Source organism: Lysobacter sp. CA199, from assembly GCF_052078715.1.
Classification (GTDB): Bacteria; Pseudomonadota; Gammaproteobacteria; order Xanthomonadales; family Xanthomonadaceae; genus Lysobacter.
This window is the reverse complement of record NZ_JBQJIL010000006.1, coordinates 159,782-172,381: the sequence shown is the minus strand read 5'-3', so window position 1 is coordinate 172,381 and position 12,600 is coordinate 159,782. Positions and strand designations below refer to the sequence as shown.

Annotated in this window: 13 protein-coding genes; 4 read left to right on the top strand and 9 right to left on the bottom strand. The window is 68.7% G+C overall.

The features are described 5' to 3' along the window. The 5 genes from ACTOWJ_RS12150 to ACTOWJ_RS12130 all read right to left on the bottom strand — a co-directional run bounded on the left by ACTOWJ_RS12150 (position 1) and on the right by ACTOWJ_RS12130 (position 4,650). Positions 1-906 carry a dihydrodipicolinate synthase family protein gene (locus ACTOWJ_RS12150; protein ID WP_441334884.1) on the bottom strand — a complete coding sequence of 302 codons (906 nt, stop codon included), beginning with the start codon at positions 904-906 and terminating at the stop codon, positions 1-3. A gap of 64 nt (positions 907-970) precedes the next feature. After that, positions 971-2,314, bottom strand: coding sequence for an FAD-dependent oxidoreductase (locus ACTOWJ_RS12145; protein WP_441334883.1), 1,344 nt, complete (start codon positions 2,312-2,314; stop codon positions 971-973). Continuing rightward, positions 2,307-2,555 carry a 2Fe-2S iron-sulfur cluster-binding protein gene (locus ACTOWJ_RS12140; RefSeq protein ID WP_441334882.1) on the bottom strand — a complete coding sequence of 83 codons (249 nt, stop codon included), beginning with the start codon at positions 2,553-2,555 and terminating at the stop codon, positions 2,307-2,309. Before ACTOWJ_RS12140 ends, ACTOWJ_RS12145 begins: the two co-directional genes overlap by 8 nt. 38 nt (positions 2,556-2,593) lie before the next feature. Beyond that, complete coding sequence (locus ACTOWJ_RS12135; RefSeq protein ID WP_441334881.1) at positions 2,594-3,694, bottom strand: NAD(P)/FAD-dependent oxidoreductase; 1,101 nt, start codon at positions 3,692-3,694, stop codon at positions 2,594-2,596. A 17-nt stretch (positions 3,695-3,711) separates the two neighbouring features. Next, the gene (locus ACTOWJ_RS12130; protein WP_441334880.1) at positions 3,712-4,650 is read right to left on the bottom strand and encodes a 4-hydroxyproline epimerase; all 939 of its coding nucleotides are present in this window, start codon (positions 4,648-4,650) and stop codon (positions 3,712-3,714) included. 107 nt (positions 4,651-4,757) lie between these two features. On the opposite strand from ACTOWJ_RS12130, the gene ACTOWJ_RS12125 reads away from it, so the two are divergent. After that, positions 4,758-5,501: a helix-turn-helix domain-containing protein gene (locus ACTOWJ_RS12125; RefSeq protein WP_441334879.1), complete on the top strand. Its 744-nt coding sequence runs from the start codon at positions 4,758-4,760 to the stop codon at positions 5,499-5,501. Between the two features lie 21 nt (positions 5,502-5,522). Here the strand turns inward: ACTOWJ_RS12125 and ACTOWJ_RS12120 are convergent, their stop codons facing one another. From ACTOWJ_RS12120 to ACTOWJ_RS12105, 4 genes are all read right to left on the bottom strand, one after another. Then, on the bottom strand, positions 5,523-5,984 hold the full coding sequence (locus tag ACTOWJ_RS12120; protein ID WP_441334878.1) for a RidA family protein: 462 nt from the start codon (positions 5,982-5,984) through the stop codon (positions 5,523-5,525). A 7-nt stretch (positions 5,985-5,991) separates the two neighbouring features. Then, entirely contained in the window at positions 5,992-7,086 is a 1,095-nt protein-coding gene (locus ACTOWJ_RS12115) for an arginase family protein (protein WP_441334877.1), read from the bottom strand. Between the two features lie 185 nt (positions 7,087-7,271). Beyond that, on the bottom strand, positions 7,272-8,630 hold the full coding sequence (locus tag ACTOWJ_RS12110) for a Gfo/Idh/MocA family protein (RefSeq protein ID WP_441334876.1): 1,359 nt from the start codon (positions 8,628-8,630) through the stop codon (positions 7,272-7,274). Positions 8,631-8,676: 46 nt separating this feature from the next. After that, positions 8,677-9,081, bottom strand: coding sequence for a RidA family protein (locus ACTOWJ_RS12105; RefSeq protein WP_441334875.1), 405 nt, complete (start codon positions 9,079-9,081; stop codon positions 8,677-8,679). Between the two features lie 233 nt (positions 9,082-9,314). Here ACTOWJ_RS12105 and ACTOWJ_RS12100 point away from each other — a divergent pair, with 233 nt between their 5' ends. The 3 genes from ACTOWJ_RS12100 to ACTOWJ_RS12090 are packed head-to-tail and all read left to right on the top strand — an operon-like array spanning position 9,315 to position 12,588. Next, positions 9,315-10,508, top strand: a complete 1,194-nt coding sequence (locus tag ACTOWJ_RS12100) for a hypothetical protein (RefSeq protein ID WP_441334874.1) — start codon at positions 9,315-9,317, stop codon at positions 10,506-10,508. A 14-nt stretch (positions 10,509-10,522) separates the two neighbouring features. Further along, positions 10,523-11,299, top strand: coding sequence for an SDR family oxidoreductase (locus ACTOWJ_RS12095; protein WP_441334873.1), 777 nt, complete (start codon positions 10,523-10,525; stop codon positions 11,297-11,299). Then, entirely contained in the window at positions 11,299-12,588 is a 1,290-nt protein-coding gene (locus tag ACTOWJ_RS12090; protein WP_441334872.1) for an alanine racemase, read from the top strand. Before ACTOWJ_RS12095 ends, ACTOWJ_RS12090 begins: the two co-directional genes overlap by 1 nt. The last annotated feature ends 12 nt before the right edge of the window (positions 12,589-12,600 follow it).

The following is a 12,600-nucleotide window of genomic DNA, read 5'->3' as shown; positions in this document are numbered from 1 at the left end:
TCAGAGCCCCGGACGCTGCGCGTTGGCGCGCGCGATCACCGCCAGCGCGGCTTCGCGCTCGGCGCCCTGCACCGGCAGACGCGGCGCGCGCACCTGCTCGCTGCCCAGGCCGACCTGCGCCTGCACCAGTTTGATCAGCTGCACGAACTTGGGCACCGTGTCCAGGCGCAGCAGCGGCAGGAACCACGCATACAACTCCGCCGCCGCCGGCGCCCCGCCGGCGCGGGCCAGTTCGAACAAGCGCACCGATTCGGCGGGATAGGCATTCACCAGACCGGCGATCCAACCGGTGGCGCCCATCGCCACGCCTTCGACGATGGCATCGTCCATGCCGACCAGCAGGTCCAGGCGATCGCCGAGCAAGGAACGGATCGCAGCGAAGCGGCGCACGTCGGCCGAGGATTCCTTGACCGCCTGCAAGTTGGCGAATTCGCCGGCCAGTTCGGCGATCTGTTCCGGCGCGAAGTCGGTCTTGTACGCCACCGGATTGTTGTAGAGCATGCACGGCAGCTTGGTCGCCGCGATCACCGCGCTCACGTGCGCCTTCATCTCGCGCCAATCGGTCGAGTAGACGTAGGGCGGTAGCACCATCAGGCCGGCGCAGCCGAGCTTCTCGGCTTCTTGCGCCAGCCGCACCGCTTCGTCGGTCGACAGCGCGGCGATACCCGGAATCACCGGCGCGCGGCCCTTCAAGGCGCCGACCAGAGTGCGCAGGATCGCCAGCTTGTCCTCGAAGCTCAGCGTCGCCGCCTCGCCGAGCGAGCCCAGCGGGACGATGCCGATGCAGCCGGCGTCGATCAGCGTGTTGGCGTGCTTGGCCAGGAAATCGTGATCGATCGTTCCGTCGGCGTTGAACGGCGTGGTGATGGCGGGGATGACGCCGCGCCAGAACGGGGCATTGCTCATGAGGCTGGATCCTTGCGGTTCGTGGGTCGGGTGGAAGCGGAATGGGGAGCGGGTGTTTCGACGGCTAGGTCTGCGATCCGGACTCTTGAACCGAAGCCGCGGGTGGATAAGAAAGCCCGGCGAGACTGGCCAGCCGGGTTGGGAAAACCGGCGGTCGCGCGCTGTGCGCGAGCGCTGCCGGAGTCGATGCAAGCGGTGAAGCGGTCGCAACGAAGCCGCGCAACTCGGCCAGCGCCGCGCCGCAGATGCGGCCCTGGCAACTGCCCATGCCGCAGCGGGTGGCGAGCTTGGCGGCGCGCCAGTCGCGGTGAACATCCAGTTGCGCCAGGCTCACGTCTTCGCAACGGCAGACCAAGGTCCGCGGCGTGGCGGCGTCGCGCACGGCCTGACACAGGGCGAAGTGACGCGGCAGCAACTCGGCGAAGGCGCGCGCGCGACGCCGCTGCGGGCGCAGCGCGCGTGCGGCGTCGAGCGCGCCGGCGGCCGCGTGGCCGGCCATCGCGCCCTCGATCCGCGCGCAGTCGACGCCGCCGATGCCGCAGGCCTCGCCGGCCGCGAAGATGCCGGCGACGCTGGTGGCCAGATTCGCGTCGACCCGCACGCAGGCATGCGCGGTGGCGTGGTCCAGCGCGCAACCCAGTTGCGTCGCCAGTTCGGTGTTGGGCACCAGGCCGTAACCGACGGCGAGTTGATCGACGGCGACGCGACGGCGTCCGGCCGGCGTTTCCAGTTCGACCTCGCGCACGCACTCGTCGCCGTGCGCGGCGCGTATCCAGCTGCCGCCGCGATACGGCACCGCGGCCAGACGCGCGCGCAGCGCGACGGCCTGCGCCAGTTTCGCGGGCCAGCGCCACAGCCGCGCGGCGAACCGCGCCAACTGCGCGGGCGGCGCTTGTTCATAAATGCCGAGCACCTCGGCGCCGTGCGCGCGCGCGGTCGCCGCCGCGGCGAGCAGCAACGGGCCGCTGCCGGCGATCAGCACGCGCTTGCCGGCGATCGGCCAGCCTTGTTTGGCCAGCGCCTGCAAACCGCCGGCGCCGGTGACGCCGGGCAAGGTCCAGCCGGGAAACGGCAACAACAGTTCGCGCGCGCCGGTGGCCAGCACCAGCGCGCCGAATCGCATGCGTCGCGCCAGCCCGGCTTCTTCCAGCAATACCTCGCCCGGCGATGCGGCGACCACCTGCGCTTGGCCGAGCCAGCGCAGATTCGGCAACGCCCGCAACTGCGCGAAGCGCTGCCGCGCCGGCGAACGTTCGGGCTTGCGCACGTCGTGACGCCAGACCTGGCCGCCGGCGCGCGCCTGCATGTCCACCAGCACGACTTCGACGCCGTGCGCGGCGGCCGCGCGCGCCGCGGCCAGTCCGGCCGGGCCGGCGCCGATCACCAGCACGTCGCAGGATTCAATCATCGCAACGCACCTGCATGCCTTCGCGCGCCGGCGTCATGCAGGCGCGCTGGTGGGCGACGCCGTCGATGCTCACCCGACATTCGAAACACACGCCCATGCCGCACAGCGCCGCGCGCGCTTCGCCGCCGCGCGAACGGCGGAAACGCGTGGACGCGGCGGCGACCGCGGCGGCGACGTTGGCGCCGGCCGGCACTTCGACGGCCACGCCGTCCACGCGCAGACGGATCGGTGCTGCTCTCATCGGCCTGCTCTCATCGGCCTGTTCTCATAACAGTGCCCTCATCGCAGCACCCGGGCAGGCAGGAACGGCGCCGGATCGATCGCCGGCGCGCGTTGCAGCAATTGATCGATCAGCAATTGCGCGGTGCCCAGCGCGGTGGTCACGCCCAGGCCCTCGTGACCGGCCGCCACCCAAGTGTCTTCGCGCACGCCGGCCGCGCCGATGTAGGGCCGCCCGTCGGCGGTGGTCGGACGGAATCCGGTCCACACCCGCAGCGCCTGCAACTCGCGCAGCATCGGCAGGAAGGCGAAGGCGCGTTCGAGCATGCGTTGCAGCATCGGCATCGACACCGCACGATCGCTCGCGCCGAACTCGCGCGATGAGCCGATCAGGATCTGTCCGGTCGGCCGCGGCTGCACGTTGAAGGCCACGCTGCTGTCGGCGTCGCCGTGAGCGCTGTCGGCGTAGCCCAGTTCCAGCAATTGATGGCGCACGCGGCCGGGATAGCGCTCGGTGATCACCAAGTGGCCCTTGCGCGCGCGCATCGGCAACTGCGGCAGCAACTCGGGCAAGGCGCAGCCGGTGGCGATCAGCACCGGGCCGGCGAGTTCGCGGCCATCGTCCAGACGCGCGCCCGCGGCGGTCAGCGCCACCGCGCGGTGGCCGATGAACGCGTCCGCGCCCAAGGCCTGCGCCAGCTCCAGCAAGTGCAGGGCGACGCGTGGCGGATACACCACCGCTTCCTCGGGCACCAACATGCCGCCGCACAGACCCGGTACGAGTTCGGGTTCCAGCCGATACAACTCATCGCCGTCGACCTGGCGCGCGCGCACGCCGGCCGCGGCCAGCCGCGCGACCTTGGCTGCGACGCCGTCGAGTTCGCGCGGCTCACGCGCCACCCACAAGGTGCCGCAACGGCTGAATTCGGCCTGCGGCAGATCGGCGAAACGCTCCCACAGCGCCAGCGAATAACGCGACAACGCCAGTTCTGCCGGATCGTCGTCCATCGCCACCAGATGCCCCATCGCCGCGGCGGTGGCGCCGCCGCCGACCGGGCCGGGCTCGATTATCGCCACGCGCAGCCCTTCGCGCGCCGCGCATTCGGCGCAGGCCGCGCCGACGATGCCGGCGCCGATCACGATGAGGTCGTAGTGGTTCATGCCGAAGACGCCGTCGCTCAACGCGCGGCGATGCCCCAGGCGAAGGGGTCGGCTTCGTCGATCAGCAGCAGCGAACACGCGGTGATGTGCGCGCTGCCGGTGATAGTCGGCAGTACGCCGCGTTCGCCGGGGCGATAGGAGCCTTCGAACACGCTGCCGAGCACGCTCTCCTGTCGCCACACCGCGCCCGGCGCGAGTTTGCCGTCGGCGGCCAGACAGGCCAGCTTGGCGCTGGTGCCGGTGCCGCAGGGCGAGCGGTCGTAGGCCAGTCCGGGACACAGAACGAAGTTGCGTCCGTGGTTGTCCGGCGCGGCGGCGGCGGTTTCCAGTTCGACGTGGTCGATCTGCGCGCCGTCGGCGCCGGTGACGCCGGCCGCTTCCAGCGCGTGGCGGATCGCTTCGGCATACGCGGTCAAATCGCGCTGATGCGCCAACGCGATCTCGCGTCCGGCCTTGGCGATGAAGAACCAGTTGCCGCCCCAGGCCACGTCGCCGACGACTTCGCCGTAGCCGGGCACGTCCAGCCGCACCGCGGCGGCGTGACGCCAGCTTTCCACGTTGTCGATCGACACCCGCCCGTCTTCGTGCAGATACGCGCCGACCGTACCGACCGGGGTTTCGATGCGGTGCGAACCGGGCCCGATGCGACCCAGATGCTGCAGAGTGCGCACCAGCCCGATGGTGCCGTGGCCGCACATGCCCAGGTAACCGACGTTGTTGAAAAAAATCACCCCGGCGCAGGCATCGGCCGATTGCGCCGGCAACAGCAACGCGCCGACCACCGTGTCCGAACCGCGCGGCTCGCAGGCGATGGCGCTGCGCCAGTGGTCGAATTCGGCACGGAACCGCTCGCGCTGCCGGGCCAGGGAACCGGCGCCCAGATCGGGGAATCCGGAGACCACCACGCGGGTCGGTTCGCCGCCGGTGTGCGAGTCGATGATGTCGAGGCTGTGCATGCCCACATGCTCGCGGCCCGGCCGTTCCGGGTCTAGCGGACCTTGCCGGCATCGGATGCGGAATTCGGCATAATCCGGGCAACGTCGCCAGCCCCCGCGAGCCCGCCATGCCCTCAGCGCCTGCTACTCCCGCCGCGGCGAGCATCGACGCCGAACTCATGCAAACGCTGTGCGACGCACTGCCGGACGTGGTGTTCTTCGTCAAGGACGATGCCGGCCGCTACACCCACGCCAATCTGACCCTGGTGCGGCGCCTGGGGCTCAAACGCCGCGAGGACGTGATCGGCCGCGCGGTCACCGAAGTGTTTCCGGCGCGCCTGGGCGGGCGCTACGCGATCCAGGACCGGCGCGTGCTGGCCGGCGAGATCATCGAGAACCAACTCGAAGTGCATCTGTATCCCAATCGCCAGCCCGGCTGGTGCCTGACCGGCAAACGCCCGCTGCCACTGCCGGGCCAACGCCGCGGATTGGTCGGCCTGTCGCGCGATCTGGGCTCGCCCGACGGGCGCGATCCCACCTATGAACGCCTGCGGCTGGTCATCGAACACATGCACGAACACTACGCCAGCGCCTTGCGCGTGACCGCGCTGGCGCAGGTCGCCAAGCTGTCGGTGGCGCAGTTGGAGCGGCATTTCCAGCGCGTGTTCCAGCTCACTCCGCAACAGGCCATCACCAAGCTGCGGATCGAAGCGGCGATGCGCGAATTGCGCGGCGAGGCCAGCATCGCCCAGGTCGGGCTGGCGTGCGGGTTTTCCGATCAGAGCGCGTTCGCGCGCCAGTTCAAGGCCACCGTGGGCATGGCGCCGCGCGAGTACCGCGCGTCTCATCGCGAGTTCGGCGCCGCGCGCTGAGCACGAACGCCGGGCGTCGGATCAGGCCAGCGCGATGGCTTCGATCTCGATCCGCCAGGCCTCGTCGTAAATCCCGGTCACCACCACGCTGACCGAAGGGCGCGCGAGGCCGCACAGGCGTTCGCGACGGATATCGCGCTCGCGCCTGCGGTCGTCGACGTGGGCCAGAAACACCGTCACCTTCACCAGATGTCGCAGCCCCATGCCGGCCGCCGCGAGTTGCGCCTCGACATTACGCCACGCCAGCCGGCATTGCGGGCTGAAGCGCGCGAGCGTGTTGCCGTCGGCATCGACCGGCACCTGTCCGCTGATGAACAACAGGCGCGAGCCCATGCTGATCGAATGCACGCTGATCGCATGCGCACCAGGCTGCGCGGACGCGTCGTCGCACTCGCCCGATGCCGGGGCGATTTCGCCGACGGCGCGACCGCCCACCAGCAGCACCGCGGCGGCCCCGCCGGCGAGAAAGTCGCGTCGTTGCATGCCGGCCTCAACGTGCCTGCGCGGCGGACGGCGATTGCGCGGGCGGCCAACGGCCACTGTCCTCGAACGCTTGCGCCACCGTATCGGCCAGGCGCTGGGCCAGGGCGCCGTCGGGATCGATATCCGGATCGAAGATCGTCAACTCCATGCCCACCGCCTTGGGACTGGCCAACAGCCGCGCGAGCAACGCGCGCAGTTGTTCGAACTCCAGGCCTTCGGGCGTGGGCGAATCCACCGCCGGCATGATCCGCGCCGCCAGCACGTCGGCGTCGACGTGGATCCAGAAACCTTGCGTGGGCATCGCGTCCAGCCGCTCGCGCGCGGCGCGGCCGGTCGCGTCGGCGCCGTCACGGCGAATCGCCTCAGCGTCGACGATGTGGATGCCCGAGCGCTCGAAGCTTTCGAACTCGTAGTCCCGCTTGTCGTCCTTGGCCAGCACCAGCCCCAGATGCACCACGTCCCGGGTGCGGAAGTACGGCGACTGACCACGCAGATCGGACAAGGCCTTCGGTCCGTGTCCGGTGGCCAGGCCCAAATCGAGTCCGGCCGCGGTGAGGTAGCCCTGGTAACGCTTGCGGTCGCGGACGAAGGAGAAGTCGTCGTGCGCATCGACGAAGGCCAGCCCATAGCGACCGCGCTGTTTCAAGGCCAAGCCGCTGCCCAACAGCACACTGCAATCGCCACCGAGCACGAACACGAATTCGCCGCCTTGCAGCAACGGCGAGAGACGATCGGCCAAGGTCTGGCTGTAATCGCGAACGGCGGCGCCATTGCGGAAACCGATGTCGTGGTCGGGCTCCGGCGAGTACGCGGGCGCCGCGACCTCGCCCGCATCGCGTGCCCGCAAGCGCCGCGCCAGTCCGGCCGCGCGCAAGGCCTGCGGCAAGCGACGCACGCCCGGCTCCACGCCCGGCCGCGGCGGGCGCAGGCCGAGATTGCTGGGAGCGTCGATCACCACGATGGCACTGGAATGCGACGGCGATGCGGGCATGACGGCTCCGGCTTGAGCGGGCGCCGACTGCGCGCAGGCGTTGAGCGCGGCCAGCAGCACGCCGCCGGCCAACATGCGGCTCAGCCGCTGGGGCTTGAATGAGGGAGGCATGGCTTGCAACCCTTTAAATTGTTTTTAAAGGTTATGGCTGCATTGCCAAACCTGTCAATACGAATTTAAGGGTTACAGACGAACGGCGCCCGCCCAGTCACCCGCAGGGTGACCACGCCCGATAAGCCCCTCTCCCGTTTACGGAAGAGGGGTTGGGGTGAGGGCCCGCCTCTGGAGCGGCCCGATCAGTAGCGATCGTTCAAAGCGAAGATCGGCTTGCGCTCCTTCCACTTGCCGCCGGTGAAATCCGGGAACTCCAAAGTCTTGTGCTCGGCGATGGACTGCTCGGACAAGGGCGTGATCGCGCTCCAGGCGATCGCATCGAAGATGTCGATCGGCATCGGCGCATCGGCCTTGAGCGCCTCGACGAAGGCGTTGATGACGAAGAAATCCATGCCACCGTGGCCGGCGTCGGCGGCGGCGCTGGCGAAGCGCTTCCACAGCGGGTGGTCGTACTTGGCGAACCAGTCGTCGGCCTTGTCCCACTTGTGCGGCTGGCTCTTGCCTTCGATGTGGATCGAATCGTTGAGATCCATCCACAACCCATCGGTGCCCTGCAGGCGGAAGCCCAGCGAATACGGGCGCGGCAACGAGGTGTCGTGCTGCAGCACGATGGTTTCGCCGTTCTCGCACAGCAATTGGGTAGTGACCAGATCGCCGAGCTTGAACTTGACCTTGGCGTTGGGATGATCCGGTCCGGCTTTCTTGACGATGTAATCGTGCAGGCCGCGCGGTTTGCTCGAGAACGCGCTCAAGTGGGTGAAGCGATTGCCACGATGGATGTCGATGGCCATCGCACACGGGCCGATGCCGTGGCTGGGATACAAGTCGCCGTCGCGCTTGACCGAATGCTCGGTGCGCCAGCGCGCTTCCGACCACGCCTTGGGACCGAACTCCACGCCGCTGCCGTAAGGCTGATCGGGATTGCCGCTGTTGAACTTGACCCCGCGCAGATCATGCTGATAACCGCCCTGCAGGTGCACGATCTCGCCGAACAGCCCCTGCCGCACCATGTTGAGCGCGGCCAGCACGTCGCGGCGGTAGCACACATTCTCCAGCAGCATGTACGGGGTGCCGGTGCTTTGCTGGACGCGCAGCACCTCCCAGTGATCGTCCAGGGTGATGCCGGCCACCACCTCGCAGCCGACCGCGATTCGCGCGCGCATCGCCGCGATCGCCTGCGCGGCATGGAACTCCCACGGCGTGGCGATGATCACGCCGTCCAGGCCGCCCTTGGCCAGCATCTTGTCATAGGCCTGGTTGTCGCCGTCGGCACCGTAGGTGAGCGGTTTGGCCTTGCCGGCCTTGGCGATCATCGCCAGCGAGCGATCGAGCATGATCGGCTCGATGTCGCACAGCGCGGTCACCTCTACATCGTCGCGACGCAGCAGTTCGGCCAGATGCACCTGCCCGCGCATGCCCACGCCGATCAGGCCGATGCGCAGCTTGGCGCCGCGTTTGCGCGCGAACGCCGGAGTGAACGCGCTGCTGGCCAGCAGCGTGCTGGCGGTGGCGGAAGTGGCGAGAAAGTCGCGTCGGTTCATGCAGGTGCCTCGGTGGAATGCGAAGGAGGGTCGGGGACGACGGCGCTCAGCGCCGCAAGGGTTTGTACGCGATGGCTTCGATCTCGATCTTGCAATCGACCATCATTTGCGAACGCACGCACGAGCGCGCCGGCGGGTGTTCGCCGAAGTACTCGCGATAGATGCGGTTGAAGGTCCAGAAATCGCGGGTGTCGTCGAGCCAGACGGTGATCTTGACCACGTCGCTCAGGCCGCAGCCGGCCAGGCCCAGCACTTTCTGGACGTTCGCCATGGTCCGCCGGGTCTGCGCCTCGATCCCGCCCTGCTCGATTTCGCCGCGCTCGGTCATCGCGACCTGGCCGGAGATGTAGACGAAATCGCCGGCGCGCACGGCCGGCGAGAACGGCAGCGATTGGCCGCCCGCGCCGCTGGGCTCCAGGCCGTAACGGATGATGCCGTCGTGTTCGCTCATGCGCAGATCTCGTAAGTCGTTGAAGGGGTGGCCATTACGTCCGAACCGCGCGGCGAACGACCGGGCCGGCGACCGGCGGAATCGCCCGGAGGTGACAGATCGCCCACGCCATGAAATTATCTTACAAAGTTTCAGCATGCATTTTGCACTGCACAATGCCGATATATGAGGCAATTTGGTAGCTTTGCGCAACAGACCGACGCCTCATGTTTTAAAATTACAAGGATTCGCCGATGCCCGCCGGCCGCTCGACCCCTGTGCGCTCGCTGTATGCCTATCCCTGGGACGTGGCATCGCGCGGCGCGCGCGAGTTCTCCGCCCAGGCCGTCGAGCTGGGCTTGAACTCAGTCACCCTGGCCCTGGCCTACCACGCCGGCAAATTCATCAGCCCGCACCACCGCGGCCAACGCGTGGTGTTTCCCGAAGACGGTGCGGCTTACTTCGAACCCGATCGCGACCGTTACGGCGAGATCGCTCCGGCCGCGCACTCCGACCCGGCGCTGCGCCACGTCGCCGCCGATCTGGCCGACGACGGCCGCCTGCAAGTGCGCGCCTGGACCGTGCTGCTGCACAACAGCCGTCTGGGCGAACGCCATCCGCTGCACGTCGCGCGCAATGCCTGGGGCGATGCTTATCACTACAGCCTGTGCCCGTCTTCGCCGGCGGTGTTCGCCTATGCCCAGGCCTTGTGCGCGGACATCGCCCGGCAACCTGTGCGCGGACTGGTGCTGGAAACGCCGAACTGGCTGCCCTACGCGCACGGTTATCACCACGAGTTCGCCCAGGTGCGCGGCAATCTGTGGCTCGACACGCTGCTGGGCCTGTGCTTCTGCGCGCATTGCCGGCGACTGGCGATGCAGGCCGATCTGGATGCCGACGCTTTGGCCGCGCGGGTACGGGCGCGGGTCGACGCTTATCTGTCCGCGCCGGTGGATGCCGCGCCGGATCAGGCGGCGGCGTGGTTGATGGCCGATCTGTTGGAGATGGCGCAGTTGGCGGCGTATCTGAAGCTGCGGCAGGAGCGCGTCACCGCCCTGGTCGCGGCGATCCGCGACGCGGTGCCGCGCGACCGCGAGGTGTGGGTGATTCCCACCGTGCAGCGCCCGACCGCCAACACCTGGCTCGAAGGCAGTCAGCTGGCCGCGCTGGCCCGCGCCTGCGACGGCGTCGAGGTGCCGTTCTACGAAGCCAGCGCCGCGCGCGTGGCTGCCGATGCGTTCGATACCGTGCAACGCGTCGGCGATGCGAAGCGTGTGCGTGCGATCCTGCGCCCCGGACCGCCGGACCTGGGCGACGGCGCAGAACTGGCGCCGGCGCTGGCGGCCGTGAAGACGGCCGGCATCGGCGATGTTTCGTTCTACAACTACGGACTGCTGCGCAGCGATCGTCTCCAGGCGCTCGGCCGCACGCTGCAGTCGGATCGATGAGGATCGAGCGGCTCATGAGCGATAACCGATTGACGTTGATTACCGGGGCTGCGGGTGGAATCGGGCGAGGGTTGATCGAGCGCTTCGTCGCCGGCGGCGACCGCGTGCTCGCCCACGATCGCGATGCCTCCGCGCTGCAAGCGCTCAGTGCGCAGTTCGGCGACGGCCAGGTGCTGACCGCGGCGAGCGAGCTGTCGGATCTGGACGCGTTGCGCGCGGCGCTGGCGCCGGTGGTGGCGGCGCACGGCCCGATCGGCGCGGTCGTCGCCAATGCCGGCAGCGCGCAGAGCCTGAGCCTGGCCGGCACCGCGCCGGGCGCCTGGCAACTCGACATCGACCTCAACCTGCACGCCAGTTATTGCACGGTCGAAGCCGCGCTCGACGGGCTCAAGGCCACGCGCGGCAACATCGTCTTCATCGGTTCGGTCAACGGTCTGACCGCGCTCGGTCATCCGGCTTACAGCGCGGCCAAGGCCGGGCTGATCAGCTACGCCAAGTCGATCGCGATCGAGTACGGCCGACTCGGACTGCGCGCCAACGTGGTCTGCCCCGGCACGGTCAAGACCCAGGCGTGGCAAGCGCGCGCGGACAAGAATCCGCAGGTGTTCGAAGCACTGAAGAAGTGGTATCCGCTCGGCGATTTCGCCACCCCCGAAGACATCGCCGACGCGGCGTGGTTCCTGGCCTCCAAGCACGCGCGGATGATCAGCGGTGCGGTGCTGCCAGTGGACGGCGGACTGATGGCCGGCAACCGGGTGATGGCCTCGGAACTGACCTTGGAGCCGTTCTGATGAACGAGGCACTGCGCGCGCTGGACCGGCAGCTGTTGCATCCCGGCACCAAGGGTCTGGCCCTGCAACAGCCGTTGCGTCAGGACGCCATCGCCGGACTGGGCTTGAACGTGCTCGACGGCGGCTTGTCGTACCCGGTCGCGGTGCTGCGCCAGTCCACCCTGGATCACAACATCGCCTGGATGCGCGCGTTCGTCGAACGCGCCGACGCCTTGCTCGCGCCGCACGGCAAGACCACGATGAGTCCGCAGTTGTTCCAGGCCCAACTCGATGCCGGCGCCTGGGCCATAACGCTGGCGACGATTCCGCAGTTGCGCGTGGCCCATCGCTTCGGCGTCAAGCGCGTGCTGCTGGCCAATCAACCGGTGGCGCCGGCCGATATCGAAAGCCTGGCCGCGCTGCTGCGCGACGAGCCCGATTTCCAGGCCTGGGTGTTGGTCGATTCCAGCGCCGGGGCGCAACGCTTGAACCGCATCGTGCAGGCGATCGCGCCGCAACGGCGTTTGCCGGTGCTGATCGAACTGGGCGCCGACGCGGGGCGCGCCGGCGTGCGCGGCGCGGCGGCGGCGTTGGAGCTGGCGCGCGAGGTGCATGCGGCCACGTATCTGAGCCTGGCCGGCATCGAAGGTTACGAAGGTCTGTGGGTCGGCGCCGATCGCGCCGCCGATCTGCAACGGGTGGAATCGCTGCTGGCGCAGATGGTCGAGGTGACCCGCGCTTGCGATGCGCAGGGACTGTTCGACAGCGAAGAGATCCTCATCAGCGCCGGCGGCTCGGCCTACTTCGATGTCGTCGCCCGCGCCTTCGCCGGACTGAGCGACCTGTCGCGGCCGTTGCGGCGGGTGCTGCGCTCGGGTTGCTATCTCACTTCCGACCACGGTTTCTACCACGGCCTGCAACAGGAAATGCGCGGCCGCCACGACGCCGATTTCCGCCACGGCCTGCAGCCGGCGCTGGAGGTATGGGCGATGGTGCAGTCGCGGCCGGAACCGGGGCTGGCGTTGTTGACCCTGGGCAAACGCGATGCGTCCTACGACATCGATCTGCCGCGCCCGCTGTGCTGGCACCGCCCCGGCGAGCCCGCGCCGCGGCCGATGCGCGATGCGCGCATCGTCAAGATGAACGACCAGCACGCATACCTGGAACTGCCGGCCGAACATCCGCTGCAAGTGGGCGATCTGGTCGCCAACGGCATCTCGCACCCGTGCACCACCTTCGACAAATGGCCGCTGATGTTGCTGACCGACGACCATTACCGCGTCGTCGGCGCGATCAACACTTTCTTCTGAGGAGCCGCCTCA

What these genes read in the sequence shown, in the direction of transcription:
- ACTOWJ_RS12105 (WP_441334875.1), bottom strand. Translation starts at nt 9,081, where the DNA reads ATGAGCGAACACGACGGCATCATCCGTTACGGCCTGGAGCCCAGCGGC.
- ACTOWJ_RS12135 (WP_441334881.1), bottom strand. Translation starts at nt 3,694, where the DNA reads ATGAACCACTACGACCTCATCGTGATCGGCGCCGGCATCGTCGGCGCG.
- ACTOWJ_RS12100 (WP_441334874.1), top strand. Translation starts at nt 9,315, where the DNA reads ATGCCCGCCGGCCGCTCGACCCCTGTGCGCTCGCTGTATGCCTATCCC.
- ACTOWJ_RS12145 (WP_441334883.1), bottom strand. Translation starts at nt 2,314, where the DNA reads ATGATTGAATCCTGCGACGTGCTGGTGATCGGCGCCGGCCCGGCCGGA.
- ACTOWJ_RS12110 (WP_441334876.1), bottom strand. Translation starts at nt 8,630, where the DNA reads ATGAACCGACGCGACTTTCTCGCCACTTCCGCCACCGCCAGCACGCTG.
- ACTOWJ_RS12125 (WP_441334879.1), top strand. Translation starts at nt 4,758, where the DNA reads ATGCCCTCAGCGCCTGCTACTCCCGCCGCGGCGAGCATCGACGCCGAA.
- ACTOWJ_RS12130 (WP_441334880.1), bottom strand. Translation starts at nt 4,650, where the DNA reads ATGCACAGCCTCGACATCATCGACTCGCACACCGGCGGCGAACCGACC.
- ACTOWJ_RS12140 (WP_441334882.1), bottom strand. Translation starts at nt 2,555, where the DNA reads ATGAGAGCAGCACCGATCCGTCTGCGCGTGGACGGCGTGGCCGTCGAA.
- ACTOWJ_RS12115 (WP_441334877.1), bottom strand. Translation starts at nt 7,086, where the DNA reads ATGCCTCCCTCATTCAAGCCCCAGCGGCTGAGCCGCATGTTGGCCGGC.
- ACTOWJ_RS12150 (WP_441334884.1), bottom strand. Translation starts at nt 906, where the DNA reads ATGAGCAATGCCCCGTTCTGGCGCGGCGTCATCCCCGCCATCACCACG.
- ACTOWJ_RS12095 (WP_441334873.1), top strand. Translation starts at nt 10,523, where the DNA reads ATGAGCGATAACCGATTGACGTTGATTACCGGGGCTGCGGGTGGAATC.
- ACTOWJ_RS12090 (WP_441334872.1), top strand. Translation starts at nt 11,299, where the DNA reads ATGAACGAGGCACTGCGCGCGCTGGACCGGCAGCTGTTGCATCCCGGC.
- ACTOWJ_RS12120 (WP_441334878.1), bottom strand. Translation starts at nt 5,984, where the DNA reads ATGCAACGACGCGACTTTCTCGCCGGCGGGGCCGCCGCGGTGCTGCTG.